Genomic DNA, 26,348 nt, shown 5'->3' with positions numbered 1-26,348 from the left:
GGATGAAATTTTCGCATTTTACGGGTTAGCGCTAAGGCAGGAATTGGCTGATAAAAAAGGACTATTTCTTGCAGAAAGCAGGAGCTTTCGTGAAGGGATAATCACCGTGGCCGTTCGGGGATGACCTCGGCAATCGGGTGGCGGGAGTTATTGATACACTTTGACAGCAAGTTGCAGTAATTTTGAACTGATATCCAATCCGGATTTGCGTGCAATTTCCAGATTGATTTCAAATACAATTTTTTCATTGACCAGATTCATGTTGATGATCACCCCTTGCGCCATGGCATTGGGGCTGTCGGCCAAGGTCAGGATAGGTTGCGCCGGTAAGTTGCTCAATAAGCTGGATAGCGAGCTGCCGGCCGATTTGGAGAAAAATACCACCTGGCAATCCACCAATTTTTCCGGATTGGCGATGCGCATGATCTTGATATTGCGCTTATCCACCGGTTTGCTCTGTAGTTTATCGATTTCACTGCCAAAATAGTCTTCGCCGTAGACACAAAGATGGATGGTTGGTCCGGTAGTGTCCGGCCATTGCGTGAATGCGACAAAGTTATAGATAAAAGCCGCTTTGACCTGATATTCGGTGATACCGCCCGTTTGAGCAATTGAGTGCTTAACCGGCAGACCATAAACTAACCCTAGGGCCAAAATGAAGCCGTAGACACATCGTTTTACGATGGTGCCTGAGCGTCTGATGAGCTGGTTAAGTGTGGGCATATTCATTGTTCTGATTAGAAGCGCCACTGCGCTCCACCATAGATTCCTCGCGGAATAAAGGCTGGTGATGAGGGCAGGAAATCAGCCACGAACTCACGGTGATTCTGACTGAACAGGTTTTGCCCGACAACGAACAGCTCAAGGTTTTTGACCGGTTTATACGTCATTTTGGCGTCCATCGTGACATAGCCGGGGATGTTGTAATACGAGATATCACTGATGTAGCGCAACCAGAGATTGGCTTCCAATTTATCCGATAAATCGTAGTTGGAACGGAGCGACAATTGATGTTGAGGATTTACTTTGTCAGCCCCGCTGGTAATGGGATCAAACCGTTTTGTCAGTGAACTCGCGGAGATATCCATGTGCAGAAAACTGTAATTGCCTTGCAAGCGCCATTTGTCGGTAGGCTTCCAATCAGCGGAAATCTCAAATCCGTAAGTTAATGCGGATGCTTTGTTATTGCCCATGACCGGTAATAACAATTGAATGGGCATCCCTGTACTCAGCGATAATGCGCCAAAGCTGGCATCGCGCAGCTGACTATAGTCGTTAACAAATCCGGCAATATCGACGGATGCGCGCGGAGAGAATTGATGACGGTAGCCTAATTCATAAGCGATGAGTTTTTCCGAATTAAAACCATGCGAACCCTGAATTACCGCCAATAGCGGGAAAGGTAATATCGACAATCCCGGAAAATCACGGATTTGTGCCGCATTGATGCGGATGTCGTTTTCAGCCCGGGATGGGGTGCGAACTGCGCGTGAAACCGCCATCCAGACCGAGTTCTCGGCATTGGGAGTCCACATGAGACGTGCATTGGGCTGTACTTCCAATCCGCTAAAATCATTGTGATCCAAACGAGTGCCGATTAAGAGCCGCAAGTAATCGGGGATGAGCGCGATTTCGTCGCGGATAAAACCGCTGAAGAGCTGATTGGTGCGCGTGCGCGGATTAAAATTAATGATGTCAGTATCGAAGAAGGTATTATGATAAAGCCGGTAATTCGCACCCCAGGTTAAGTCATGCCGGTCGAGCAAGGCAAAACGATGCTGAAAATCAAGATCAAAGCTTTCAGCGTCATAATCTACCACCGGCAATATCTTCTGGCGGATACGGTCATAGTAGGTTTGAAACATGATGGAAGAACGATCGGACATTGTCCGGTCCCAACGGAAACGGATATTTCCGCCCTCTTCATAGCCACGGTAGCCGTTGACCGGGATTGTTGGCAAATCGAGTACCGCTCTATTAATCCGATCACCGTTGGTATTGAAAAAGACATCGCCTTGCAGGGTGAATTGATCGATTCCACGGCTATGATCTACGCGGAATCCTCCCCTGGACGAATGCCATTGGTCGCGATTGTTTTCTCCGGATAACGATGCGGTGTTGTCCCGGGTGAAGCCTTTGGCATAAACACGGAACGGTGTATCTTCATTAATTTTCCCGCCATAACGCGCACCTGCGAAGGCATGTTCAAAACTTCCACCGCCCGCGCTGAGCAGTGTTCCCTGTGTATCGGCGGCTTTTTTGGTGATGATGTTAATCACGCCATTTACCGCATTCGCTCCCCATACCGCAGCAGCAGGTCCACGGATCACTTCGATACGTTCGATATCTTCCATCAACGTGTCCTGATGTTCCCACAACGTACCTGAGAATAAGGGTGAATACACGCTGCGTCCATCCATCAGGACTTGCAATTTATTGGCAAAGCGGCCGTTAAAACCGCGCACACTGACGGCCCATTTATTCGTATCGATGCGCTCTACTTGTACGCCGGGGGCCATTCTTAAAGCATCGGGAATACTCGTTGCGCCAGAACGGCGGATATCGTCCTGAGTAATCACAAACACAGCCGATGCGACTTCAGTCAGTTTTTGCGGACGCCGCGATACCGTGGTCACTTTGACGTTCATCAATTCTTCGATGCTTAAATTCAGAAACTGATCTTCGGCAAGCTTACCGTTTGCCGGTGCAAGTTCTACAAAACACCCCAGGAAGCAGAGAACGGTGAACTGCAACAGCCATCTACGCATTAGAGCCCGCCCCCGGACCGCAGGTTCGGCTTGCATTGCAATGAGTTGATGGGTTGTTTGTCCGGTATTCATCGCTAAAACCGCCATTCCGCTCCGGCATAAACGCCGCGTGGTATATAGACTGGAAATGAAGGGAGAAAATCGGCAGAGAATTCTCTGTGATTCTGGCTGAACAGGTTTTGCCCGACCACAAATAATTCGACATTTTTGAGCGGCCTATGCACCAGTTTGGCGTCCATAGTGACGTAGCCGGGAATGCGGTAGAAATCTACGCTGCTGACATAACGCAACCAAAGATTGAGCTGCAATTTTTCCGATAAATCGTAATTCGAGCGGACGGATACCTGGTGTTGCGGACTGACTTTGTCGGCACTGCCGGTCGTCGGGTCGATTCGTCTGAGTGGCGAATCGGAGTGAATATGCATATTCAGGTAACTGTAGCTGCTTTGCAGACGCCATTTGTCATTCGGTTTCCATTCAATCGATGTTTCCACGCCATGTGTATGTCCCGAAGCTTTGTTGGTCAGTCCGACCGGCAGTATCAAATGGGGCGGGAAGCTTGCGTGAAACAGCGGTAATCCGACGGATAGGTCTCGTAACTGGCTATAATCATTATAGAAAGCGGAAATATCGATGGAGGCCTGGGGTGAAAACTGATGCCGGTAGCCTATTTCGTAGGCGATTAGCTTTTCCGCATTGAAGTTTGAAGCGCCATTGAGTTGTGCCAAAACCGGAAACGGCAGCAGCGCTGATAAGCCGGGAATTGCACCGAGTGTCCGGGTGTTGAGCTGAATATCGTTTTCCGCCCGGGATGGTGTCCGTACTGCGCGGGAAACGGCCATCCAGATCGAATTTTGGTTGTCCGGTGTCCACATTAAACGTGCGTTGGGCTGGATTTCCATGCCGGTAAAATCATTGTGATCAAAGCGCGAGCCCAAATTGAGCCGTAAGCGTTCGGGCAATACCGTAATTTCATCGCGAATATAAGCGCTGGCAAGATGATTGGTTTGCTCACGCGGACTGAAGGAAATCAGCTCGGTGTCGGATACTTTGTTGTGATAAAGACGGTAGTTCGCTCCCCACGTCACATCGTGTCTGTCAAAAAGCGGGAAACGATGTTGCAGATCAATATCGAAACTTTCGGCGCTGAAAATGGAGCTGGTTAGCAGGCGGTAATCGACGCGATCATAATACGTTTGCAGCATGATGGCCGATTTTTCCGAGAACTTCCGGTCCCAGCGCAAGCGGATATTACCACCTTCGTTATGTCCTCTGGCCGTTTCTGCCTGAATGACCGGCGCGCTCAATTGCGATTTGTCCAGCCGGTCGCCAAAGGCGTTGTAAAAAATGTCACCTTGCACGGTAAACAGATCGATGCCGCGCGCATGATCCAGCCGGAAGCCTCCTCTGGCTTGATGCCAGGCATCGTTGGCATTCTCCCCGGTGACTGTTTTCATGTGGTCGCGGGTGAATCCCTTGACATAAAAACGGTAGTGCGTGTCGTCGTTGATTTTTCCGCCGTAGCGCGCGCCCGCAAAGCCGCGTTCAAAACTGCCACCGCCGCCGGAGAATAACGCACCCTGCGTATCGGCAGCTTTTTTGGTGATGATATTGATCACCCCGTTGACCGCATTGGCCCCCCACACGGCTGCGTTGGGGCCGCGGATGACTTCGATGCGGTCGATGTCTTCCATCAGCGTATCCTGTTGCTCCCATTGCACCCCGGCGAACAGCGGATTGTAGACACTGCGGCCATCCATCATGACTTGCAGCTTGTCGGCAAAACGTCCGTTGAAGCCACGTATACTAACGGCCCATTTGTCCGTGCCGATGCGGGCGACCTCGACTCCGGGCGCCATGCGCAAGGCTTCCGGGATACTGGTTGCGCCCGAGCGGCGGATGTCGTCTTGAGTGATGACGAAAATGGCGGAAGGGACTTCGGATAGTTTTTGCGAATGCCGCGATGCAGAGGTAACCTCGACTTTCATCAATTCTTCGATGCTTAGATCGAGGAAAGGATTGCTCACCGGCTGCTTTCCGCTGATCGATTTGCTTTCAGCCGATGCGGTATTTGCCAGCCAGCAGAGGGCAAGGACGATGAATAGCTTCGGATGGAATGGTTTTGCCGGATTAAGCATCGAAACCAAAAGTCATTAATTTCCGGTGAGTGCGATCGTGCGGCATTTGTTTTTGTTAAAAACGATACTTGTCAGAATTTGCCATGATACTGCGTCAGAGAATTCTTCAAAGCCTTAATTACAGCAAATTCAGGCTTGTTTTTCAAAAAATAATTTTATGGACTAAGTTTTGATGGGTGGTTTTTCGATGACGGACGGTGCTGGCAGAAGTCTGTTTTTTAATGTCAGGAACACCCGGTTTCTCCCTGCGTTCTTGGCGGCATAGAGCGCTTTATCGGCTGCGTTGACCAAATGATCTTCACTTTTCATGCCGGGTTCTTTTAATGCAACTCCGATGCTGATGGTGATTTGGATATGGACTTCACCGATATTGATTTGTTGCTGACTGATTTGCTGGCGTAACCTTTCGGCGAACAGAATGACCGACTTAGCATCCGAATTGCCAAGCTGGCATACAACCAAGAACTCTTCACCGCCCATGCGGCAGAAAGTATCGCCTTTACGGGCGGTTTTGCGGATGATCGCGGATATTTCTTTCAATACTTTATCACCCACCGCATGGCCGTAGTTGTCGTTGATTGCTTTGAAATGATCGATGTCGAGGAGCATCACAGCCATCAATTGTCCAGACCGGTTGGCGACACTCCAGGTTTCCGCCAGTGCTTCCATGCCGGAGCGCCGGTTCGGTAACTCGGTGAGCATGTCGGTTAAGGCAAAGTACTCCAGTTTGCGGTTGGTAACCGCCAATTCAGCGGCAAAACGCTTGAGTTGCTCGCGGTCCCGCTCCCAGGATTCCTGCAGTTGCCGGTAGTGCCAGGCTGCTCGCAATCGCGCCCGGAAAGCACGGATGTTAATCGGCTTGGTGATGTAATCATCCACACCGGCGTCGAATGCCTTGATGACTTCTTCCTCATCTTCGATGCTGGTCAGCATGATGACGTATAAATTTTGTCCCCAGTCGGTTGCGCGCAGAGACCGGGTCAATTCAAGCCCGTTCATGATCGGCATCATCCAATCGGTGATAACGATATGCGGTAAGACTTCCATCGCTAGTGCCAACGCTTGTTGACCGTCGCCGGTGGTGAACACGGTGTGACCGAGTACATTGGCGAGCAATTCTTTAGTGAGAATAAGACTGGTGGGATCATCTTCGACTAATAAAATACGCAACGCAGCGGCATTTGTGGCATTTTCCGGGCGTGGCGCAGAGGCGTTCATCATCTTGTGAAATGGCAGAGGAAAATCCATGACCGGGATCTTCAATATTGCTCCCCATGCGTGCCATTCTTGTATGATTTGGTCGATGAAAGCACCGAATGTTTCGGTATCCAGGCCAATTTTTCCGCCCAGCAATATCAGTGCGGAGATATGCTGATTCCGTGCGGATTCTTCGGTTAGAGCGAAATCCGCGATTTGTTTTGCCAAATACAGCAGATGCACAATCTGGTACGGGCGTGAGCCTTCGGAGAAACCCGATTCGTCCGGGGTTTCATGATAGTAAATGGATTCGACAAAGATCGTGGGAAAGCCGAAATTGATCAACATGGCTGCGGTCAATTCGTTATGATCGGTTTGCAGATGCTGTTGTTCCAGTTGACTCAGTGTGATGTCGGGTGATTGTTGCAGCAGTATTTCAGAATACTTGTCCGGATAAATTGAAGCCAATGCCAAGCAACCGATGCGCATCATCAGACCGCAGGCAAATAATTCATCAGGCGCTGTTACCCGGGTTACTTTGCCCAACTCTTGCATGGCAATCGCCATCAACAACGAATGCGACCAGAATTCCTGATAGTCAAATCCTTGGCTGGAGCCTTTCTGATATTGGTCGATCAATGAAAAACCCATGGCCAGTTGCTTGACTGCGGTCAAACCGACGCGCGACACTGCATCCGAGATCGATGAAACGGCGCGCGCAGTTTGTTTGGTGGCATTGGCGCGCTGAATCAGACGGCCTGAGAGCGCCGGATCGGTCTGGATCAGTTTGGTGATTTCACTAATGGTGACATCCTCTTGGCGGCAGGCTTCCAGCAGGGCCAGGGCGACGCCTTTGGGGCTGGGCAGTGAAGAGCTGATATTTAATTGATTGATGTCAGCTACTTTCATGATTGACTCCATTCGGTCTAAGTGGCTCAATGCACCACTGCTTATCGGCAAGCGCGAGCATTTCCTGCATCGTGATCGGCTCACTGAAGTAGTAGCCTTGCAAAGTTTCACAGCCGAAATATTTCAAGACCTGCGCCTGATTCAGTGACTCGATACCTTCGGCGGTAACGGAAAAGCCAAGATTCTTGGATAACGAAATAATCGCCCGGACAATCGCGACATTTTCTTTTTTATCCAGCAAGCCGCGCACAAAGCTCTGATCCACCTTGATATTATTAATGGGCAAGCGCTTTAAATAATTCATCGACGAATAACCAGTGCCGAAATCATCCAAAGCGATTTGGATATGATGTTCACGCAACGCAAGCAGTGTCGCCAAGGTATTCTCGCTATGCTCCATCAAAGCGCCCTCGGTAATTTCCAATACCAGCTTGTCGGGCGGGAAACCGGTTTCCGCCAGGATATCGAGCACATTTTTAACAAAATCAGGATTCTTAATCTGCAGCGGCGAGAGATTGACTGCGATCTGTAACGACCGTCCGCGCTGATGCCATTGTGCGGCTTCGGTGCAGGCGGTTCGCAGCACCCAATCACCGATCGGAATGATCAAGCCGTTTTCTTCCGCCAACGGAATAAAGTCAAGTGGCGAAATAAGTCCTTGTTTAGGATGTTGCCAGCGGATCAGCGCTTCCACCGATTGGAAATTTTCCTCCGCTACATCCAGTTGCGGCTGGTAGACAAGATAAAATTCATTCTGTTGTAATGCATTGCGTAAATCATTTTCCAGATGCATGCGTCTCTCGGCTTGAAGGGTCAAGTCGACGTTGTAGAACTGGCAATTATCCCTGCCTTCGTTCTTGGCGTGATACATGGCTGTATCCGCGTGCTTGAGCAAAGTTTCCGCGTCTGTGCCATCGTCCGGATATAAAGCAATTCCGATGCTTGCGGTTAACACGACATCGCGGCTTTCAAGCTGAAAAGGGCGGCGCATGGCTTCGCGGATGCGGTGCGCCAGAATCAATGCATCTTCGGCGCGCGGCAGATTGGGAATGACAACCGTAAATTCATCACCGCCGAGGCGGGCGAGTTTAACTTCCGGTTGCTCAGCATTGTTGCGGGAAACAAAGTCGGAAGGGCGCGTGCTGCTCTGCAACCGTTCGGCCGCCCACTGTAGAATGGTGTCGCCGGTATTGTGCCCCATGGTGTCGTTGATACTTTTGAATCCATCCAAATCGAGAAACAGTACGGCTAATTTGTTACCCGTAAATTGGGCGCGTTTGATTTCTCCTTCCAAGCGTTCCATGAACGATTGACGATTGGGCAATCCAGTCAGATTATCGAAATAAGCGAGGTGAAATATTTTATTTTCGGAGTCTTTGCGTTCCGTGATATCGCGCACCAGGCACAGTGTTTCCTTGGGGTCAATAACCACGATACGGTTTTCATAGTATCTGGTTTTGCCATCGGCCAGTTTGAGCGGGTACTCGAAAAGCTCCACCGTGCTATGGCTGCGTGCACGATCAGCCGCACCCAGATAAAGGCCGACAATTTGTTCCGGCAAGCTTTGGCTCAATGTGCTTGCCGCACCGGAAGTCAACCAAGGTGTGTTATCAGGATGGCTACAGATATCGATGATCTTGCCTTTATCGTTCAAGATGAACATGGTATCGGGGATGGCACTGAAAATGGCTGTGCTGCGCGCATTGGCAACTTTGAGCGCGAGCATGTTCAGATAGCCGCGCCGCAAATATAAAATGCGATAGGCGATCAGATTCCAGTTGATGGGCTTAGCGATAAAATCGGTCGCGCCGGCTTCAAAGGAACGGTTGATCGATTGCATATCATCCATTCCGGTGACCATCATGATGGGTAATTCGTCGCCTACTTTCTCCCGTAAATACGAACAAACCGCATAACCGTCCATACCCGGCATTTCAACATCCAGCATGACCATATCTGCGGGCCCTGCTTCAAACAAGCGAACCGCTTCCACACCGTCGCATGCCACGGTGACATTGAAGCCTGCTTTTTCTAAAGCGGCCTGCATGAGCAATCTGACCGTCGCATCATCGTCGGCCAGTAGGATTCTGAAAGATTCTGTTGTCACGATGGATTGAGTATTTTTTTAATCTCGGTAATTACGCTTTGGTATTGTTGCTGCATGTGTTGTTGTAGCGTTTGCGCATGAGCGAGTTCTCCCGATCGGCCATCCGCTTCCAATTGTTTAAAGATGGCGGATAAGTCTTCGGCGCCAATATTGCCCGAACTGGATTTTAACGCATGGGCCGTCTGGCGCAGGCTATCGGCATCACAATTCAAAATGGCCTGTTCAAGCTGGCGGATATTGCTTTCAGCGGATTCGAGAAAGGCTTGCAGAATTTTGTTCAGTAAGCTATCTCCACCCGATGAATCAAGTTCCCGGATTTGATTCAGCCGCGTTGGATTGAGTGCAGGCATAGTGTTAGCATCATGTTTCATATCAATAGCTTCTAATTTTACAACATTCAATGAGTTACTTTTTTCTTTAGATAACCAATCGGTGATTTTTTGCTGTAATTGATCGATTGAGTAGGGCTTGGAAAGAAAGTCGTTCATTCCGGCATTTAAACAATGGGTGCGATCATCTTCGGTTGCATTTGCCGTCAGTGCAATAATGGGGATATTACTGAATCGCTTGCGGATTTCCGAGGTTGCTGCAAAGCCATCCATCACCGGCATTTGACAATCCATGAGGATAATATCGTATGGATTGCTGTAAACCAGTTCGATCGCTTGTTTTCCATCGTTCGCAATGGTTGTCTCCATGCCAAGTCTGTTCAGCATTGCTTTAGCCACTTCCTGATTGACCGGATTGTCTTCGGCGACCAGAATCCTGCCCTTTATTCCGGATGTAAGCTGAGCCGGCGGCGCTTGCTCAATAACAGCCTCCGTGACCGATTTGGCGAGATCGCGGCCCATTACGTCACGGATAATTTCAAATAACTCCTTCTGGCGGATTGGCTTGTTGACGCATCGCAGAATCCCGATGCTTTGTCTTTCCAGCTGGCTTGCATCGCTATGAGTTGAAGTGAGCATCATCATGCGTGTTTTACGCATGCCGGGGTGCGCATAAATTTTATCGGCCAATTCCAAGCCGTTCATTTTGGGCATATGCATGTCCAGTATGGCCAAATGAAAAGGCTCATTGTTTTCCAGCGCCTTGTTCATGAACATGAGCGCTTGCTCGGCGCCATTTGCGCACACAACGTTAATTTGCCAGTTCTGCAACTGTATTTTAAGAATCTCACGGTTTGTCTGATTGTCATCGACAACCAATGCCTTAATGCCAATTAAATCGGTGATATTGGAAGAATGACTGTATTCCAGCTGCGATTTTTCCAGCTGCACATGTATCCAGAATTTGGAACCTTGACCCGGCAAGCTTTCGACATGGATGCTTCCGCCCATCAGTTCCAATAATCGTTTACAGATCGTTAATCCGAGCCCGGTTCCGCCATATTGACGCGTCGTGGAACCATCGGCTTGAGAAAAATGCTGGAAAATCTTGTCGTGATGCTCTGCAGGAATGCCGATCCCGGTATCTTCCACACATATACTGATATTTGATCGTGTCCCCGGTTCATTGGTCAGCGTGGTGCGGACGACTACTTCACCCTCTGATGTGAATTTGATGGCATTATTGAGCAGATTCGCGATGATCTGACGTAAACGGAACGAGTCTCCGCGCACCATGAAGGCGACATTGGGCGGGGTAAACTGTGCCGCCAGTTCCAGGCCTTTTTTATCAGCCGGTTGCGCGAACATGGCCAATGTGTCTTCAATCATCTTGACCAAATCGAAATCGATGATTTCCAATTCCATGTGATCCGATTCGATTTTGGAGAAATCAAGAATGTCGTTAATGATACCCAAAAGATGCTGTCCTGAGCTCTGGACGGTATCTGCAAAACGGCGTTGATCCTTATCCAGGTGTGTGTCCAGCAGCAATTCGGTCATACCCAGAATGCCGTTCATCGGCGTGCGGATCTCGTGGCTCATCGTGGCCAGAAATTCACTTTTGGCTTTGCTCGCGGCTTCAGCGGATTCTTTCGCCAGCACCAATTCGGCTGTTCTTTTTGTGACCTCTTCTTCGAGGTCATCCAAATGGTTTGCCAGCTTCGCATCGCGTTCTTGGATCATCTCGAGCATATTATTGAATCCCTTTGATAGTGTATTCAACTCACTAATCGCACCCGGTTCCAGCCGTGTGGTGTAATCCGCCTTGCTGGTGACATGTTCCATCACAGAAGAGAGATTTTTGAGGGGATCCAGCACGGAGCGGTTAAGCCGTTGCAGCATCAGGTTGGCAATGAATAGAGCGATGATAGCCGCAGCGATGGTAATCACAACATACCAAAGAATCTGCCAGTAAAGCGGAGATAAGGTTATTTCCAGATAAAGGCCGCCCAGAAGTTGATCGTTGAAGTGAATGGGTTGCGTGATCGTCAATGAGTGGATATTCGTCGTATAGCTTTCACTCAGGGATGTTAAAGTTTCCGGGAGTGGTTTATCTTCAACCGAGTACTGCACGAATTGTTTTTTTTCTTCATTGTAAATAGCCGCGGCCTGTACTTCGCGGGTGTTGTTCAGCGAATGCAGGAGCGTTTTGGCGGTGGCCGTATCCTGAAACATCAGTGTCGCTACCGCATTTTCAGCCAGTAATTTCGCTGTCGATTGACTGGTTTGTAATAACGAGAAAAAGCTGATGAAGAAGCTGCTCAAAATGACCAATGTTGCAACCAGCAGCATGGCTGTGCCCTGAGTGGCAAAACTGATTTGCTGCAATTTGGCGCGCAATGTTACGGCGACCGATGATGAACTCTTCATTATTGATATACCTCACTGGCGAAACGTAGTAATTGAGAGCTGAGTTTTAAGCCATTTCTTTTCGCACGTGCGATATTGGCTTCAAAGGTTACTTTACCCTCTTTGATAAACATGTTGATTACAACACCTTGCAGACTGGCATTAGGGCTATCACTGATGGTTAATATCGGCTTCTCACCCAATTGATTGAGGATGGCGTTAAGATCGTTCATAACGGATCTGGAAATAAAAACAATCTGGCACATGGAAAGATCCTCAATATTTTTGGTATGTCGAATCAATATTTCCTGCTCATTGGTTTTCTTGCTCCGTAAATGCTGCAAATGCTCACCAAATGGATCTTCACCATAGATACAAAAATTTAAATTGAGATTTTGCTGATCCGGCCACTCAGTATAAGCAATAAAATTGTATAGGAAAGCTACTTTTAAGCGATATTCCGGCGGTTGTTCTGCATGTGTCCATGAGGAATAGGTCATTAATAAGCAGCATAACGCAACAATTGGTAAATGTAGCAAGCAGGATTGATTCCTGTTGTGGCGATGATTGGCAACCTGCTTAGCCGGCATACCGAACAGCATAGCCCGAACTTTGGCTATGCATTCGATTAACTGACGGAATTTTGCGAGCAGGAAGGTCATATCGGCGTGCACTTAAAAACGGTAATTCAATCTGAAACGAACTGTCCGGCCAGGCTGCCAGAAAGTGTTTTGCCAATTGGAATCTGCTGCCGGATGCAGATAGTTTTCGTTAAATAAATTATAAATACTGAGCGAAGCTTCCAATCCTTTCACCTGAGGAACATTGGTGACCAGATTGAGATTGGCAAGGACGTAGCTATCGGTATTGCTGCCGTCGAGCGTTTTGCGCTTGCCGTAGTACTGCAATTCATAGCCGGCGTGTAGTCCGGTAATGAGCGGTATCGGGATGGACACGTTAATTTTCCCCAAGTGATACGGTGAATTAACCAAATGGGAGTTGTGTTGTTCGGCATCCTGGATACCATAGCTGGCGCGCAGCCGGGCTCCAGAATCCCATGTTTTATCGAGCGATAGCTCGGCGCCTCTGGCTAGAACTCTTTTTCCGGTCTGTTGGTATTGCGACAGCCCGCTGACCGGATCGGCACCCAGTGCGATGATATTGTGCATATCCCATTGATAAACCGTTGCGCGCAGATTCATGCTGGGCAATGGCAGGTAATCCGCCACAAACTCAGCGGTATCAGCCATTTCGCTATGTAATCCCGGATTGGCCACTTGGTAGGCGCCATCGCTGTAATTGCGCTCGAACGAATTGGGTGCGCGATGCGAGCGGCCGTACAGCGCCTTAAATGTGGTTTTCGGAGTTGCTTGCCAGATAACTGCCCCACGCGGGCTAAACACGCTATCTATCCACTTGTTGTGGTCATAACGCAGTCCCGCGGTTACCGACAAAGTGTCGTTGATGCGCCACTCGTCTTGAATGTAGACGCCCGTCCGCAGCAAGGAATTGTGAATCGCGATATTCTGACCGGGATTGTCGAAATTCTGAAAAGTTTGTTTGATGCCGGTGTTGTTCTGATACTCAACACCGAACATTAACTTATGATTAGCGATTGCAGTTGAAAGCAGACGTAATTCGGCGCCGTGCCAATCGCTGGGGCCGGTGGATAAAGTTCTCTCGCCACCATAGACCATCGGGTTATCGTAGCGGTATTGACCGAGAAACAGCCGGCCAAGCACGTTCAACGTATCGTTGGCGAAATGATCGTTATATTGAATTTGCGCATTGAGACGGCGATCGCGCTGAAACTGACCGGTCACTAGCGGATCCGATAAATAAGCGCCCGTTGGATCTTCTTTTTTCCGGTCTCCGTAGATGAAGTCAAATGAAAGCGGGCCGTACGAAGCGCGGGCAAACATCTGTTTGACGTTTTCTCCATCCATGTGCCGCGCCACCCCGGATAGGCCGGAATCACCAAATTCAAAAAACCGGTTTGCTCCCTTGGACTGAAGGCCAGAAAAGGAAATTAATGCATCCGCACCATTATCGAATTGCTTGCCCAAGGTGACGCGTTCTTGCGGCATCATCTCCGCCGTCTGATATGACGCGGAGAGCTCGGTGCCTTTCACGTCGGCGCCCTTGCGGGTAATAATATTGACCACGCCGAGCATGGCATTCAAACCGTAGATTGTGCTGCCAGACCAGGGAATGAATTCAATCCGCTCAATCAAGTCGATATCGAGCGGAAAATCCCGCCCCGTGGGGCCTTGATCGTAGGTCGCGTCATTGATGCGATTGCCATTGATCGTAATCAGCACACGGCTATTGAAGTCTCCGGGCTGACTAAAGCCTCGGGTGCCCAGGTATTCATATTGATAATCGTATGTGGTGTGAATTCCGGGTAAGCTGGCCAATGCCTGATTCAACGTGCGCCAGCCATAGGTGCGGATATCCTTGCGCGTAATCACACTGACAGCTGCGGCGGCTTGTTGTTGCTTCTGCTCATATTTTGAAGCACCCACGACACGGATATTCATTAATTCTTCTATGCTCATCTGCTCTAAATCCTTGGCGGCATAGCCAGGTATCGCTTGGATGAAAAACAGGGATAGCAGCAATGCTGTATAGCAACGCATTGCTGCGGGTGTTTTTTGCTTGTAATGCTGCGGGAACATCACGATGGTGCGCACTTAGAAGCGATAATCCAATCTGAAACGAACCGTCCGGCCAGGCTGCCAGAGGGTATTCTGCCAATTGGTATCCGCGGCTGGGTGCAGATAGTTTTCGTTAAACAGGTTATAAATGCTGAGCGAAGCTTCCAGTCCTTTTACTTGAGGAACATTGGTGACCAAATTGAGATTGGCGAGCACGTAGCTATCGGTATTGGAGCCATCGAGCGTTTTGCGCTTGCCGTAATACTGCAATTCGTATCCAGCCCGCAGACCGGTAATTAGCGGTATCGGGATGGAGATATTTAATTTTCCGAGATGATAAGGAGAATTGGGCAGATGGGAATCCTGCTGCTCGGCATTTTGAATACCGAAGCTGCCGCGTAAGCGCGCGCCCCAATCCCAGGTTTTGTCCAATGACAGTTCCGCGCCCCGGGCAACCACTTTTTTGGAATTTTGCTGATATTGGGACAGCCCGCTGAGCGGGTCTATTCCAAGCGCAATGAGGTTGTACATATCCCAGGCGTAGACGTTCGCGCGCAGATTCATACTGGGTTGTGCCAGATAATCCGCCACCAGTTCGGCCGTGTCGATGAATTCGCTGTGCAATCCAGGGGTGGCGACTTGCGATATGCCATCGCCATAATCCCGCTCGTACGAATTGGGCGAGCGGTGCGCGCGGCCATAGAGCGCTTTGAAGGTCGCTTTGGGGGTAGCCTGCCAGATCAACGCGCCGCGCGGACTCAGACGGCTACCGATCCAGTGATTGTGGTCGTAGCGCAAACCGGCAGTGGCCGACAGGGTATCGGTGATGCGCCATTCGTCCTGAATATATACGCCTAGACGCATAACGGAGCTTTTAATACGGAAATTTTCATCCGGATTATCGAAGTTTTGGAATGTTTGCCTGATGCTGGTGTTGTTTTGGTATTCGAATCCTGCCATCAGCTTGTGATCGGCAAAAGCAGTGGAGAGTAAGCGCAACTCCACACCGTGCCAATCGCTCGGGCCGGTACTCAACGTTTTTTCGCCGCTATAGAAGCCTGGCTGTTCATAACTGTATCGTCCGAGAAATGCACGACCTAAAACATTGAGAGTGTTATTGAGAAAATTATCGTTATACTGAATTTGTGTGTTGAGGCGGCGATCGATGACTGAGGCGCCTTTGATCAGCGGATCGGTAAAGAACATACCGATTGGATCGCCTTTGTGCCGGTTGCCGTAGATAAAGTCGAACGATAATGGGCCATGCGAGGCGCGTGCGAACATCTGTTTAACATTCTCGCCATCCAAGCGGTGCGCGATACCGGAAACGCCGGAATCGCCGAATTCAAAGAAACGATCCGCGCCGCGCGATTGCAGCCCGGAAAAAGAAATGAGCGCATCGGCGCCATTATCGAATTGCTTGCCCAATGTGACACGCTCTTGCGGCATGACTTCCGCGGTTTGGTACGAGGCGGACAGCTCGGCGCCTTTGATGTCGGCGCCTTTACGGGTCACGATATTGACCACGCCGAGCATGGCATTCTGACCGTACACGGCACTGCCGGGGCCGGGAATGAATTCGATGCGTTCAATCAGATCGATATCGAGGGGAAAATCCCGTCCTGTCGGTCCTTGGTCGTAGGTGGCGTCGTTGATGCGATTACCGTTGATGGTGATCAGCACGCGCGTATTGAAATCCCCCGGCAAGCCAAAACCGCGTGTGCCCAGGTATTCATATTGATAATCGTAGGTGGTATGAATACCCGGCAGACTCGCCAAAGCTTGATTCAGCGTGCGCCAGCCATAGGTGCGGATATCCTTGCGCGTGATGATGCTGACAGCAGCGGCGGCTTGCTGTTGCTTCTGCTCATATTTGGCGGCACCGACAACGCTGATGTTCATCAATTGTTCCAGGCTCATCTGTTCCAGATTCGATGATGCGAAAACTGGAAATATCGGTACAAAGACCAAATAAAGAAGTAAGTATCTTCTTACGTCAGAATTTTTGCTGGGAAAAAAGAGTTTTGGCAGAGCAAACACAATCGGCAGATTTAATTCTCAAATCATGGAATTTAAACATGGGGGATTGAGTATCAAAATGAAGAGAAGTAGGATTATTCTTATCTTAATCCAAATATTCAATAAAAATCTGCATAAGTAATCCGGATTGATGATGGATGGAAACAGCAGGCATTACGCTTGCTACTACTGATGTACCTCGGTGGCAAGGCGCAGCAATTGGGAGCTTAAGTTTAAGCCGGCTTTCCTCGCCCGGTTTAAGTTTGCTTCAAACGTGATTTTGTCATCTTTAACATTCATGTTAAGTACAACACCTTGTTCACTTACCCCGGGACTATCCGCCACGGTTAGAACCGGTTTGTCTTTGATGCTATTGATCACGCCCGCCAAATCGCCAATCGCGGAGCGGGAGATGAAAACCAGCTGGCATTGATCGAGACGATCGGTCGTATTTATTCTATGGATGATTACTTTGCGCTCATTGACATTCTTTTTCTGCATCAATGAATCGAAATCCCGGTTGAAAGGATCTTTTCCATAAATGCATAGATTAAAGTTATCCATGCTGCGCTCGGGCCACGATGTGAAAATCGCGAAGTTATACAAGAAAGCCGCTTTCAACATGTACTCGCCCGATTCATCCGCGTGCGCGTTCGATGCCAAAGCGATGCTGGCACTGCATAGCAGCAAGCCGAGTTTTGCATAAGCCATTCTGCGTGCGAACAGCCTGCATAACTGGTGGATGAGTAGCTTGAGCGTTGCCGTCATCGTGCGATATTGTTAGAAACGCAACGTGAACCGGCCAAAAACGCCGCGCTGAATTTGTACTGGCATCGTTGGGATCAACTCCGGTGCGAACTCCTGATGGTGTGACTGTAACAAATTCTGCCCGATCACTGATAGTTCTATATTTGCTTTAGGCTTCCAAGCTAAGCGCAGGTCCAGCGCTTGGTAACTGGCCACCTTCAGTCCCGGTAATTTATCGATATGGCGGAAAAAAGCATCCAGTTCAACGTTTCTGACCAGATCCAGTTGTGTGCGCAGGGTGAATTGATGCTTGGGATCTTCGCCCGATTCGGCTTCCTGACCCAGCGGAATCCGGTTCCTTACCTGCAAATGGCTATAACTGGGCATGAAGCGCAAGCGATCAAAGGCATTCCACTGCCCGTAAATTTCAAAGCCGAAAATGTGGGTGTGGCGCTGATCGGTGATTTGAATAGTATCCGCAGTTACAGTTTTTTCACTGGCCGAATTTGAGTAGTCATTGAAGAAACCGGCGATATCCACCGATAAATCCGAAGTTATTTGACGGCGATACCCGGCCTCGAATCCCCATAGTGTCTCGGCCAGCAGATGCGGATTGCTGATGAGGCGGATAAATTCCGCGCCATCCCGGATTAATTGATTGCCGTCACGTTCAAAGCGCGATGGCAAGCGTATCGAGCGGGTGGCAGAAGCCCAGAAAGACTGTTTGGCATCGGGCGTCCACAGCAACCGGGCATTGGGTAAAAAATTCCCGTGCGAGTAGGTGTTATCGAGAAATTTAATCCCCGCGGTCAGTTTCAGCCGGTCTTCCACCAGAGGAATATCCGTTTGCGCGAAAACATTGCCGGTCTGCAAGTGGCGTCTTGCGGGATCAAAAGAAATCGGCAAACCCACACCCAGGTGATCCGATGTCCAGCGATAGCCGCCACCCCAGACGATATCCTGCTGGATAGGAACAAAAGGAATTTGAAGCGGAAAACGATGTTGGAAATCCACATCGACGGTCTGGCGGGTTTCCCGGAAAGATAATTCGTTGCGGTGCGTGCGGTCATAATAGACTTGCAATGCGGTGTTGGAACGCTCGCCGGTGGTGCGTTGCCAGCGCGCCAATGCATGCCCGCCGGCCAGATTGGCGTCTTCCGCGCGAATAGTTACGGATTCAGGATCCGCGGGGCTGGCGAATGCCGTATTCTGACCGGCTTTGCCACCGTAGTACTGACCTTGAAAAGTCACGGCGTTGCTGCCGTTGACATCCCAATCCGCGCGAAAACCCACCGTTCCCATGCGCCAGCTGTCATTGGCCCCGTTCGGACTGAAGCTGTTATCGCGGGTGAATCCTTTGGTAAAGAAGCGGTAGAAAAAACTATCGCCGATTTTTCCGCCGTGGCGCAGCGTGGTGAATCCTCGCTCCTCGCTACCGCCGCCCGAGGTAATTAAATTACCCTGTGTGGATCTGGCATGCTTGGTGATGATGTGGATGGCGCCATTGGCGGCATTAGCGCCCCAGATGGTGCCGCTTGGTCCGCGAATCACTTCGATACGTTCGATATCTTCCAGCGGAAGATCCAATGTCTCCCAGAATGTCCCGGCAAACAATGGCGAGTAGACCGTACGGCCATCGATCATGACCAGCAAGTCGTCGGCAAAGCGGCCGCTGTATCCGCGCGAGGTCACTGACCATTTATTCGCATCGATGCGCGCCACGGACAAGCCGGGCGCCATGCGCAGCAGTTCAGGAATGCTATTGGCGCTGGCGCGGCGGATATCCTCCTGGGAAATGACAAAAACCGCGGCAGGCGTGTCACTCAAGGTTTGCGGTTTGCGTGAAACGGTCGATATTTTCGTGCCCATCAGCTCGGCCAGCGAAGCATCGGAAATATCTTGCTTTAATGGCACATTTTGAGCCGTGACCGCGGTGCTCGTACCTGAAAATAAGAGGTAAAACAGCAGGCGCTTCCAAGTTACATGCGTTGTTTTCTTATTGGAAGTCACGGTCATGAGTGAAGGTGCCGGGTGTTTGATAAGAAATTTTTGCGCGCAAAATCATGGGATTCAGGATTGTAATCCTGAAATTTCTTCCTAACAACTTGGAATAAACGGGAAATCGTGCGTTAGTTTGGCGCTATAAAGCGGCTGTGCCGGTATTATGCGCGTTCGTTTTCCAGCAACCCCAGGAATCCTCCCGATTGATGATTCCATAATTGCGCGTAGAGTTGATTGTTGGCGATGAGTTTGGCGTGGCTGCCTTGCTCGACAATTTGGCCTTTGTCGAAAACGATGAGCCGGTCCATTGCCGCGATGGTCGACAGGCGGTGCGCGATCGCGATGACGGTTTTACCTTCCATCAATTGATACAGGCTTTGCTGGATACCGGCTTCCACTTCGGAATCCAGTGCCGATGTGGCTTCATCCAGTACCAGGATAGGCGCGTTCTTGAGCAGCACGCGGGCGATAGCGATGCGTTGCCGCTGCCCGCCGGAGAGCGTCACGCCGCGTTCGCCGACGTGCGCATCATAGCCGGTGCGGCCTTTGATGTCGCGCAATCCCAGAATGAATTCATGCGCTTGCGCTTGTTTGGCGGCTGCGATCATTTGCGCATCGCTGGCGTCCGGCCTGCCGAAAAGAATGTTGTCGCGCACCGAGCGATGCAGCAACGAAGTATCCTGCGTCACCATGGCGATATTGGCGCGCAAGCTGTCTTGCGTGACGGTGCGGATGTCCTGCCCGTCGATGGTAATGTTGCCTTGCTGGGTATCATAAAAACGCAGTAACAAATTGACGAATGTCGATTTGCCCGCGCCTGAACGGCCGACGATGCCGACTTTCTCGCCTGCGGCGATATGCAAACTGAGACCGGAGAAAATACGCAGTGATTCGGATTGTTCCGGGTGATACGAAAAAACGACACGGTTAAAATCAATCGCGCCTTGCGCTACGGTGAGTTCCTTGGCATCCGGCGCATCCGTGACACGCTGCGGTTTTGAAATGGTGTTGATACCGTCTTGCACGGTGCCCATATTTTCAAACAATGCATTGACTTCCCACATGATCCAATGCGACATGCCCGTCATCCGGATCGCCAAGCTCATGACAATTGCAATCGCACCAGGACCGATACCGCCTTGCAGCCAGATTGCGAGCCCCAGCGCGCCGGTGGCGAATACCATCAGCATATTGATGGTCCAGACGCTGAAATTCAGACCGGTCGCCAAACGCATTTGCGGATAGACCGTGGCCATGAATTCTTCCATTCCAGCTCGCGCGTAGGCCGATTCCCGCTGGCTCTGGGAAAACAATTTAAGGGTCAGAATATTGGTGTAACTGTCGGCGATACGCCCGGTCATCAACGCGCGCGCATCGGCTTGCAAAGTGGAAACGCGTTTTAAGCGCGGCACAAAATACATCAGTATGCCGATGTACAAAATTAACCAGGCGACTATCGGTAAGCACAGATAAGGATCGGCGTTGACCACTAACAATAAGGTCGTGGCCAGATAAATGATCACGAACAAAATGACATCGAGCAGTTTTAGCACGGTTTCGCGTACCGACAGGGCGGTCTGCATGACTTTGGCGGCAATCCGTCCGCTGAATTCGTGCTGAAAGAATGCGTAGCTTTGGTTGAGCAGATAACGATGCGATAACCAGCGCACCCGCATCGGGAAATTGCCCATCAGCAATTGGTTGATCACTAAAGCGTGCGACAGCACCAATAACGGAATCCATACCAGAATGAAGATCGACATGCTCAGCAGCGTTGGCCATTCGCTTTCGAGGAAATGCCCGGTTTTCTTTTCCGCCAGCCAATCGACCATTTGTCCGACCAAGCTGTAAAGCATTGCTTCGCTGACTGCTAAAAGCGTCGTCAGCAGCGCCAGCAGTGCCAGATAACGCTCAATGCCGCGAATGTAGTGGCGGCAGAATTGATACAGCCCCTGCGGCGGTTCGGCGGGGTGCTCCGGCGGGTAAGGGTCGATCAAACGCTCGAAGAAGCCGAACATGGTTGCGATACTCTTGATTTAACTGCCGCTTAGTTGTTCGAAAATCCGGAATCCGGCGACATAAGTGCCTATCGCGGCGCCCAGTGAGGAGAAAATGAAAATCAACAAAATACGTGTGACTTGATTATTCCACCAGCCTTTCAAGCTGGTTGTGTCGGTTCTGAGCCGGTTAAAATCACTGACCTTGGGCTTGCGCAAATAAGCTTCAACGGCAGCCACGACCATCCCGGCTCCAATGGCGGGATGCAGCGTAGTGAACGGAGCCGCCAGGAAAGCGCTGAGGATGGACAGCGGATGCGCAAAAGCAATGGCTGTTCCCACCGCGGACAATCCGCCGGTTATCAGCACCCAGTCCATGACCATGCTGATGCCGATATCCGGGCTTTGCATAAAGCCGAAAACGAAACCGGCCAAAATGAATACCACGATCAGCCAGGGGATGAACTTGAGCCACGGCGATGGTGGCGGAATGGTGTCGAGTTGCGCAATGCGCTCGTCCGGATTATCTATAGGATGTTCTTCGAATTGCCTTGCCATGCCATTCAAATGACCGGCGCCGACTACGGCTAGAATGTGCCGGTAATTGTTTTCCCGGCATTCTTTGGTGAGCCGCGCGGCCATGTATTCATCCCGTTCGCGGATGAGCGGGCGGAATAAATCTTGCTCATTTTCCGCGAACTGGGAAAAGGAACTTTCCAGTACATCGCCTTCTTTCAATTTTTCGATTTCCGCAGCGCTGAATTTTTCCTGGCTGATAACGCTGGCGATCAGACCAGCAAAAATATTGATGCGTTTCCACCAAGGCACGCTATGGTAAATCCGCTTCATGGTCGTGCCGATTTCGCGGTCAATCAGCAACACCGGTAATTGCGCCGCTTGCGCATCCTTGATGGCGACACGCATCTCCGCTCCCGGTTCTATTCCGAATTGCTCCGCCATGCGCTGCTGAAAAGCGCCTAATGCGAGACTGGCCGCGACCATGCTCGCTTGACCGTTTTTGATGACTTGGAATAAATCCATTTTAGCCATCGCGTCGGGATTTACGATGGCTTTATGCCGGCTTGGGCATAACTCAACCGCCACTGCATCGTATTGTCCGGTGGCAATCAGCTCTTGAACCTTGTCTGCGCTGGCTTTTGAAACATGTGCGGTACCCAGTAATGTAATGCTGCCGTTGCCGGTTTTGACAATCTTGATCGGTTCGTCTTGCGTGTCACTTTTACCGGTTGACGCGGTAGTTTGTTCTTCTAGTGTGGTCATTGGCGGTGATAGTTATAAATCATCGGAAGTGGATGGTTGTCGCTTTGCATAACGAAGATTATCACGGCGTTAACTAAAACAGAATTTAGTTCTGTACAAATTCAAAACAGCCCGAAGTAGTGAACATTCGGGTGTGACAATTGCAGTACACATGTACTAACAAAAAGGGAATGATGTTCTATGTACTTAAAAAAATTCAAACCTATAATGGAACACGCTGTAATCGTTAAATAAATTTTGCATTGAAACATACAAAGTTTAATTGATTAATGGGTGGTTTGAGATTTAAGTTGGTTGTGAAGAGCGAAGATTCTAACAACTATTTTATGTTGCACCGATAAATTTAAGGAGTTAATTATGAAATTCGAATTGAAAAGTCATATTACAAAAGCTGTGGCACTGGCTTTTTGCGGCGCATTGGCAACTGCAGCTCAAGCTGCACCAACCGTGATTAGCGGTTTTGGCACAACTTCCGCAACGATTGACGATGCAGGTTTTTTCTCACCTACTAGCGCACTCGGCTTAAGCTTCCTGGGTAGAGAATTTGTTAATCTGGGCACATTTGGATCCAATTGGTCGCTCAATGCCAACGGCGGATCTGTTGCCGTTGCTAATGCGGCGTCCCCTACCAATCCGTTAGGAACGGTTACTTTTAGCGGAGGCAGCAGCGTTTCCCTTACTACCAATCTTGGCAGCGGTGGCTGGACTCTGGTTGAGACAGTCAGTATTCCAACGAGCGGTCACGTAGCTGTTCAAATTCAATTGACCAACAACACGGGTGCTGATGCTACCAATGTGCAATGGAGCGTTGGTGTTGATCCTGACCAAGGCATTCCAGGCGGTGTCGGATTTGGCACAACAAATGAGATCCTGGGAATAGGCAACGCTTCTGCTGTAAAAGCGACCAGTCGGGATGGATGGTCGTTAACCCTGGCTAACACCACCAGTGCAGATGCATCTGCCCTTGCTGGGTATATTGATCCGCTTAGCTGCTGCACTCCGATTGATCCTGCTACCATTTTGGCTGCTGGACAAGCAGTTGGTAGCTACGGTTTTGCGGATAGCTCAATCAACTTGGCTTATGCATTAGGTGACATGGCTAATGGGGCTACTCAGACAATCGGTTATGAATACATCATGGCTGTTCCAGAACCAGAAACCTATGCAATGTTGCTGGCTGGCTTAGGTTTGATTGGCTTCTCAGCACGCCGCCGTAGCGCAGTGTAATTAGAAACAAATTTAGAAGCCACAGAGATAAGGTTTTCTCTGTGGCTTTTTTGTCTTCTGCATTTAAAGTAATTCAATACATGCGCTACCAGCAATGAGCGCAAACAACTCAGCAATGATTGCGAAGCACGCTTCCGGTAATCAGGGTTTGTGAAATTCCTTACTCTCGATATAGCAAAGAAAACAGATTAATCTTCAATCTTTGTGAATGTATTGGTTTTGCCCATCTTGTCTATAAAATCGATAACACATTCGTTGGCGCACTCAATTCCATAATGCGAGCTTACGAGAGTAAATATCGGTGTACAATTCACGGAATTGGATGCGTATCAGTCAGATTTAATGTGATAACTTGCGAGGGAAGTGGTTGTTATGAAGAGATTAATTGCTGCTGTTTTTTTTATTGTTGCGATTACACTATCCGGCTGCGTGGCTTCATCGGGGAATCATCAAGCGCCTTATATCTCGCCAGCGCAATTTCAAACTTACAATTGCAACGAATTACTGGCAGAAATTGAGCGAATTCAAACCAGAGTCAGTCAATTGACGGGTAAGCCGGATGATAAGACACCGGCCAAGGATAAATGGATACTGGGCGCCGATTTATCGCTTTCCTGGGCAGCGTTATTTGCACTTGGCGGAACTAAAGAACAAGAAGCCGAATATGCACAATTAAAGAGTGAATATGATGCGATACAACAATGGGCGGTCATCAAACAATGCCCCGGTGTGATTCCACCTGCAGAGAAACCGCCGGAATTTGATCCCAATCTGGTCGATTCACATAAGCCGGATACCAAGACAAGTCAACGTTAAGAAATAAATCATGTTTTAATTTTTGAACCGGATTGCACTGAGAGGCGGCGATGCCGTGCAAGATAACGCGGTGTCCAGCCATGTGGGATCTTGTGCACAAAATGATAACGTGCCACATGATAACTAGGGTCAAAGCCATAAAAATTCATTTGCATGTGCCGGAGTTCTTCGGTGCGGTAGTTTTGTAACGGCTTTAATTGTTCATCCAATTGACGCTGCTGCGTTTTGTGTTGTAAGAACGCAGCGAAATCCGGATTTGCAGCAAGCGTTTCGGCAATACGAGCTATTTCCTTCTTAAAGTCTTCCGGGTTTAAAGCAAAGCAATCATCGATCAATCCGATATCCCGGGCTTTCTGTGCACTGACCGGCAAACGATTCTGTGTCAATGCGTGTACACACGATGCGCCGACCCGGCGCGGCAGCAAATAAGTCCAATATTCCGAGCCGTAAAGATTTCCCATGCTTTTGTAATGCGGATTGAGTAAGACACTGGCACGCGCAAAAATGTAATCGGCAGCCAGTGATAGAAACACGCCACCGGCACCGGCATTGCCTTGTAGGGCTGCGATCGTGAGCTGCCGGCTGGTGGTGATAATTTCCTGCACCAGATCATTCATGGCATTAATGTTGCGCCAGGACTCGTCGGCGGGACTATCGGCATTTTCGATGTGATTGAGATGGATGCCATTGCTCCAGAAATCGGATCCACCCATCAACACGATCACACGAACATCGCTTGCCGTGGCTTGCAAGTAAGCTTGACGCAAACGTTCGCACTGCCCGGTATCCATAGCGCCGTTATAAAAATCAAAATGCAGGTAACCGATGTCTTTCTTTCGTTCAAACCAGATGTCCCGGTAAGTGTTGCAAGACTTCGCGGTGAAAGGATCAAAAGAAATTTCCGGTACAGCGTTGAGACAATCTTTTAAAGCAATCGTGGCAGCCAGTTTGAAAGTAGGCTCAGCGTCATTTTTATGTTTCAAATGACCGATCCAGACCGCGCCGTCCACGGTAGCCCGGCAGATAGCGTTGTGACGCTTGGCGATAATTGCTCCAGGGGTGCCGGTCAGATCTTCTTCGCAGCAGGCATCATACAAATAATAGGATTCTTCCAACAGCGTATCCAGAACACCGGGGAATCCATCGGCGGCATGGATTTTTCTCACAATAGTGCGCGTGTTGTCTCGTTGCCAATCGATGCGACGGTCAACTTGCCGGATGGGCGTATGTAACCGGCCATAGACATCAGCGCATGAATAATCCAGCGGAACCGGTTGATAAGCACCGGACTGAAAACGCGCTACCGCTGTGAGCACAGCACGGGTTGCCGCTTCGACGACTTCGTGGCGGTACAAGCTGCTTTTGCGGGCCAGCCGCATCGGAAAAACTTCCGCAGCCCAGATATCGCCCGCATCCATTTCTGCATTGGCTTGCAATACGGTTACGCCCCATTCTTGCCGATCCAGCATGATCGCCCAATCGAGCGCCGCAGGGCCGCGGTCTCCGATGATTCCCGGGTGAACGATAAAACAGGTATGTTTGCGCCAGATGGTTTCCGGGATGGGGCGTTTTAGATAAGGCGCGATAATCAGATCCGGCTGGAATAGCGCGACAGCTTCACAGCTCGTCGCGTCGTTGATATCAAACTCGATGGATATATCATGTCCGCAATACGTCAATTCGACAAACAGACGTTGCGACAGGCAATTGAAGCTGTGCGTGAGAAACAGAATTTTCAATTGACGG

The 26,348-nt window shown here is 49.8% G+C and carries 16 protein-coding genes; 2 read left to right on the top strand and 14 right to left on the bottom strand.

What is annotated here, in order from left to right; translation table 11 throughout:
* Positions 1-147: 147 nt before the first annotated feature.
* The 13 genes from R2103_RS12585 to R2103_RS12525 all read right to left on the bottom strand — a co-directional run bounded on the left by R2103_RS12585 (position 148) and on the right by R2103_RS12525 (position 22,559).
* Positions 148-723 (bottom strand): YfiR family protein, encoded by a 576-nt coding sequence (locus tag R2103_RS12585; RefSeq protein WP_317531733.1) that lies wholly within the window; start codon positions 721-723, stop codon positions 148-150.
* A gap of 14 nt (positions 724-737) precedes the next feature.
* Entirely contained in the window at positions 738-2,855 is a 2,118-nt protein-coding gene (locus R2103_RS12580; RefSeq protein WP_317531732.1) for a TonB-dependent receptor, read from the bottom strand.
* On the bottom strand, positions 2,843-4,906 hold the full coding sequence (locus R2103_RS12575) for a TonB-dependent receptor (protein WP_317532096.1): 2,064 nt from the start codon (positions 4,904-4,906) through the stop codon (positions 2,843-2,845). Before R2103_RS12575 ends, R2103_RS12580 begins: the two co-directional genes overlap by 13 nt.
* Before the next feature lie 162 nt (positions 4,907-5,068).
* Positions 5,069-7,012 (bottom strand): diguanylate cyclase, encoded by a 1,944-nt coding sequence (locus R2103_RS12570; RefSeq protein ID WP_317531731.1) that lies wholly within the window; start codon positions 7,010-7,012, stop codon positions 5,069-5,071.
* Positions 6,999-9,119 carry an EAL domain-containing protein gene (locus tag R2103_RS12565; protein ID WP_317531730.1) on the bottom strand — a complete coding sequence of 707 codons (2,121 nt, stop codon included), beginning with the start codon at positions 9,117-9,119 and terminating at the stop codon, positions 6,999-7,001. Before R2103_RS12565 ends, R2103_RS12570 begins: the two co-directional genes overlap by 14 nt.
* Entirely contained in the window at positions 9,116-11,878 is a 2,763-nt protein-coding gene (locus tag R2103_RS12560; protein ID WP_317531729.1) for a response regulator, read from the bottom strand. The genes R2103_RS12565 and R2103_RS12560 overlap by 4 nt, the downstream gene beginning before the upstream one ends.
* On the bottom strand, positions 11,878-12,447 hold the full coding sequence (locus R2103_RS12555; RefSeq protein ID WP_317531728.1) for a YfiR family protein: 570 nt from the start codon (positions 12,445-12,447) through the stop codon (positions 11,878-11,880). The genes R2103_RS12560 and R2103_RS12555 overlap by 1 nt, the downstream gene beginning before the upstream one ends.
* Before the next feature lie 84 nt (positions 12,448-12,531).
* Positions 12,532-14,550, bottom strand: a complete 2,019-nt coding sequence (locus tag R2103_RS12550) for a TonB-dependent receptor (protein WP_317531727.1) — start codon at positions 14,548-14,550, stop codon at positions 12,532-12,534.
* On the bottom strand, positions 14,551-16,434 hold the full coding sequence (locus tag R2103_RS12545; protein WP_317531726.1) for a TonB-dependent receptor plug domain-containing protein: 1,884 nt from the start codon (positions 16,432-16,434) through the stop codon (positions 14,551-14,553).
* A gap of 285 nt (positions 16,435-16,719) precedes the next feature.
* Positions 16,720-17,244, bottom strand: coding sequence for a YfiR family protein (locus R2103_RS12540; protein ID WP_317531725.1), 525 nt, complete (start codon positions 17,242-17,244; stop codon positions 16,720-16,722).
* 69 nt (positions 17,245-17,313) lie between these two features.
* On the bottom strand, positions 17,314-19,296 hold the full coding sequence (locus R2103_RS12535) for a TonB-dependent receptor plug domain-containing protein (RefSeq protein ID WP_317531724.1): 1,983 nt from the start codon (positions 19,294-19,296) through the stop codon (positions 17,314-17,316).
* A 146-nt stretch (positions 19,297-19,442) separates the two neighbouring features.
* Positions 19,443-21,299 (bottom strand): ABC transporter ATP-binding protein, encoded by a 1,857-nt coding sequence (locus tag R2103_RS12530; protein WP_317531723.1) that lies wholly within the window; start codon positions 21,297-21,299, stop codon positions 19,443-19,445.
* Between the two features lie 18 nt (positions 21,300-21,317).
* Complete coding sequence (locus R2103_RS12525) at positions 21,318-22,559, bottom strand: TraB/GumN family protein (RefSeq protein ID WP_317531722.1); 1,242 nt, start codon at positions 22,557-22,559, stop codon at positions 21,318-21,320.
* Positions 22,560-22,916: 357 nt separating this feature from the next.
* Here R2103_RS12525 and R2103_RS12520 point away from each other — a divergent pair, with 357 nt between their 5' ends.
* Together R2103_RS12520 and R2103_RS12515 are read left to right on the top strand one after the other, a co-directional pair.
* Positions 22,917-23,786, top strand: coding sequence for a PEP-CTERM sorting domain-containing protein (locus tag R2103_RS12520; protein WP_317531721.1), 870 nt, complete (start codon positions 22,917-22,919; stop codon positions 23,784-23,786).
* Between the two features lie 372 nt (positions 23,787-24,158).
* Positions 24,159-24,602 (top strand): hypothetical protein, encoded by a 444-nt coding sequence (locus R2103_RS12515; RefSeq protein ID WP_317531720.1) that lies wholly within the window; start codon positions 24,159-24,161, stop codon positions 24,600-24,602.
* A gap of 8 nt (positions 24,603-24,610) precedes the next feature.
* Here the strand turns inward: R2103_RS12515 and R2103_RS12510 are convergent, their stop codons facing one another.
* The gene (locus tag R2103_RS12510) at positions 24,611-26,341 is read right to left on the bottom strand and encodes a hydrogenase maturation protein (RefSeq protein ID WP_317531719.1); all 1,731 of its coding nucleotides are present in this window, start codon (positions 26,339-26,341) and stop codon (positions 24,611-24,613) included.
* Positions 26,342-26,348 lie beyond the last annotated feature (7 nt).

The organism is Nitrosomonas sp. Is24, assembly GCF_033063335.1.
Taxonomy (GTDB): Bacteria; Pseudomonadota; Gammaproteobacteria; order Burkholderiales; family Nitrosomonadaceae; genus Nitrosomonas.
This window is presented reverse-complemented; position numbering and strand designations above follow the sequence as displayed.

Coding starts and splice junctions, on each gene's coding strand:
- R2103_RS12585 (WP_317531733.1), bottom strand. CDS start 723: ATGCCCACACTTAACCAGCTCATCAGACGCTCAGGCACCATCGTAAAA.
- R2103_RS12580 (WP_317531732.1), bottom strand. CDS start 2,855: ATGGCGGTTTTAGCGATGAATACCGGACAAACAACCCATCAACTCATT.
- R2103_RS12575 (WP_317532096.1), bottom strand. CDS start 4,906: ATGCTTAATCCGGCAAAACCATTCCATCCGAAGCTATTCATCGTCCTT.
- R2103_RS12570 (WP_317531731.1), bottom strand. CDS start 7,012: ATGAAAGTAGCTGACATCAATCAATTAAATATCAGCTCTTCACTGCCC.
- R2103_RS12560 (WP_317531729.1), bottom strand. CDS start 11,878: ATGAAGAGTTCATCATCGGTCGCCGTAACATTGCGCGCCAAATTGCAG.
- R2103_RS12555 (WP_317531728.1), bottom strand. CDS start 12,447: ATGCCGGCTAAGCAGGTTGCCAATCATCGCCACAACAGGAATCAATCC.
- R2103_RS12545 (WP_317531726.1), bottom strand. CDS start 16,434: ATGAGCCTGGAACAATTGATGAACATCAGCGTTGTCGGTGCCGCCAAA.
- R2103_RS12540 (WP_317531725.1), bottom strand. CDS start 17,244: ATGGCTTATGCAAAACTCGGCTTGCTGCTATGCAGTGCCAGCATCGCT.
- R2103_RS12535 (WP_317531724.1), bottom strand. CDS start 19,296: ATGACCGTGACTTCCAATAAGAAAACAACGCATGTAACTTGGAAGCGC.
- R2103_RS12530 (WP_317531723.1), bottom strand. CDS start 21,299: ATGTTCGGCTTCTTCGAGCGTTTGATCGACCCTTACCCGCCGGAGCAC.
- R2103_RS12525 (WP_317531722.1), bottom strand. CDS start 22,559: ATGACCACACTAGAAGAACAAACTACCGCGTCAACCGGTAAAAGTGAC.
- R2103_RS12520 (WP_317531721.1), top strand. CDS start 22,917: ATGAAATTCGAATTGAAAAGTCATATTACAAAAGCTGTGGCACTGGCT.
- R2103_RS12515 (WP_317531720.1), top strand. CDS start 24,159: ATGAAGAGATTAATTGCTGCTGTTTTTTTTATTGTTGCGATTACACTA.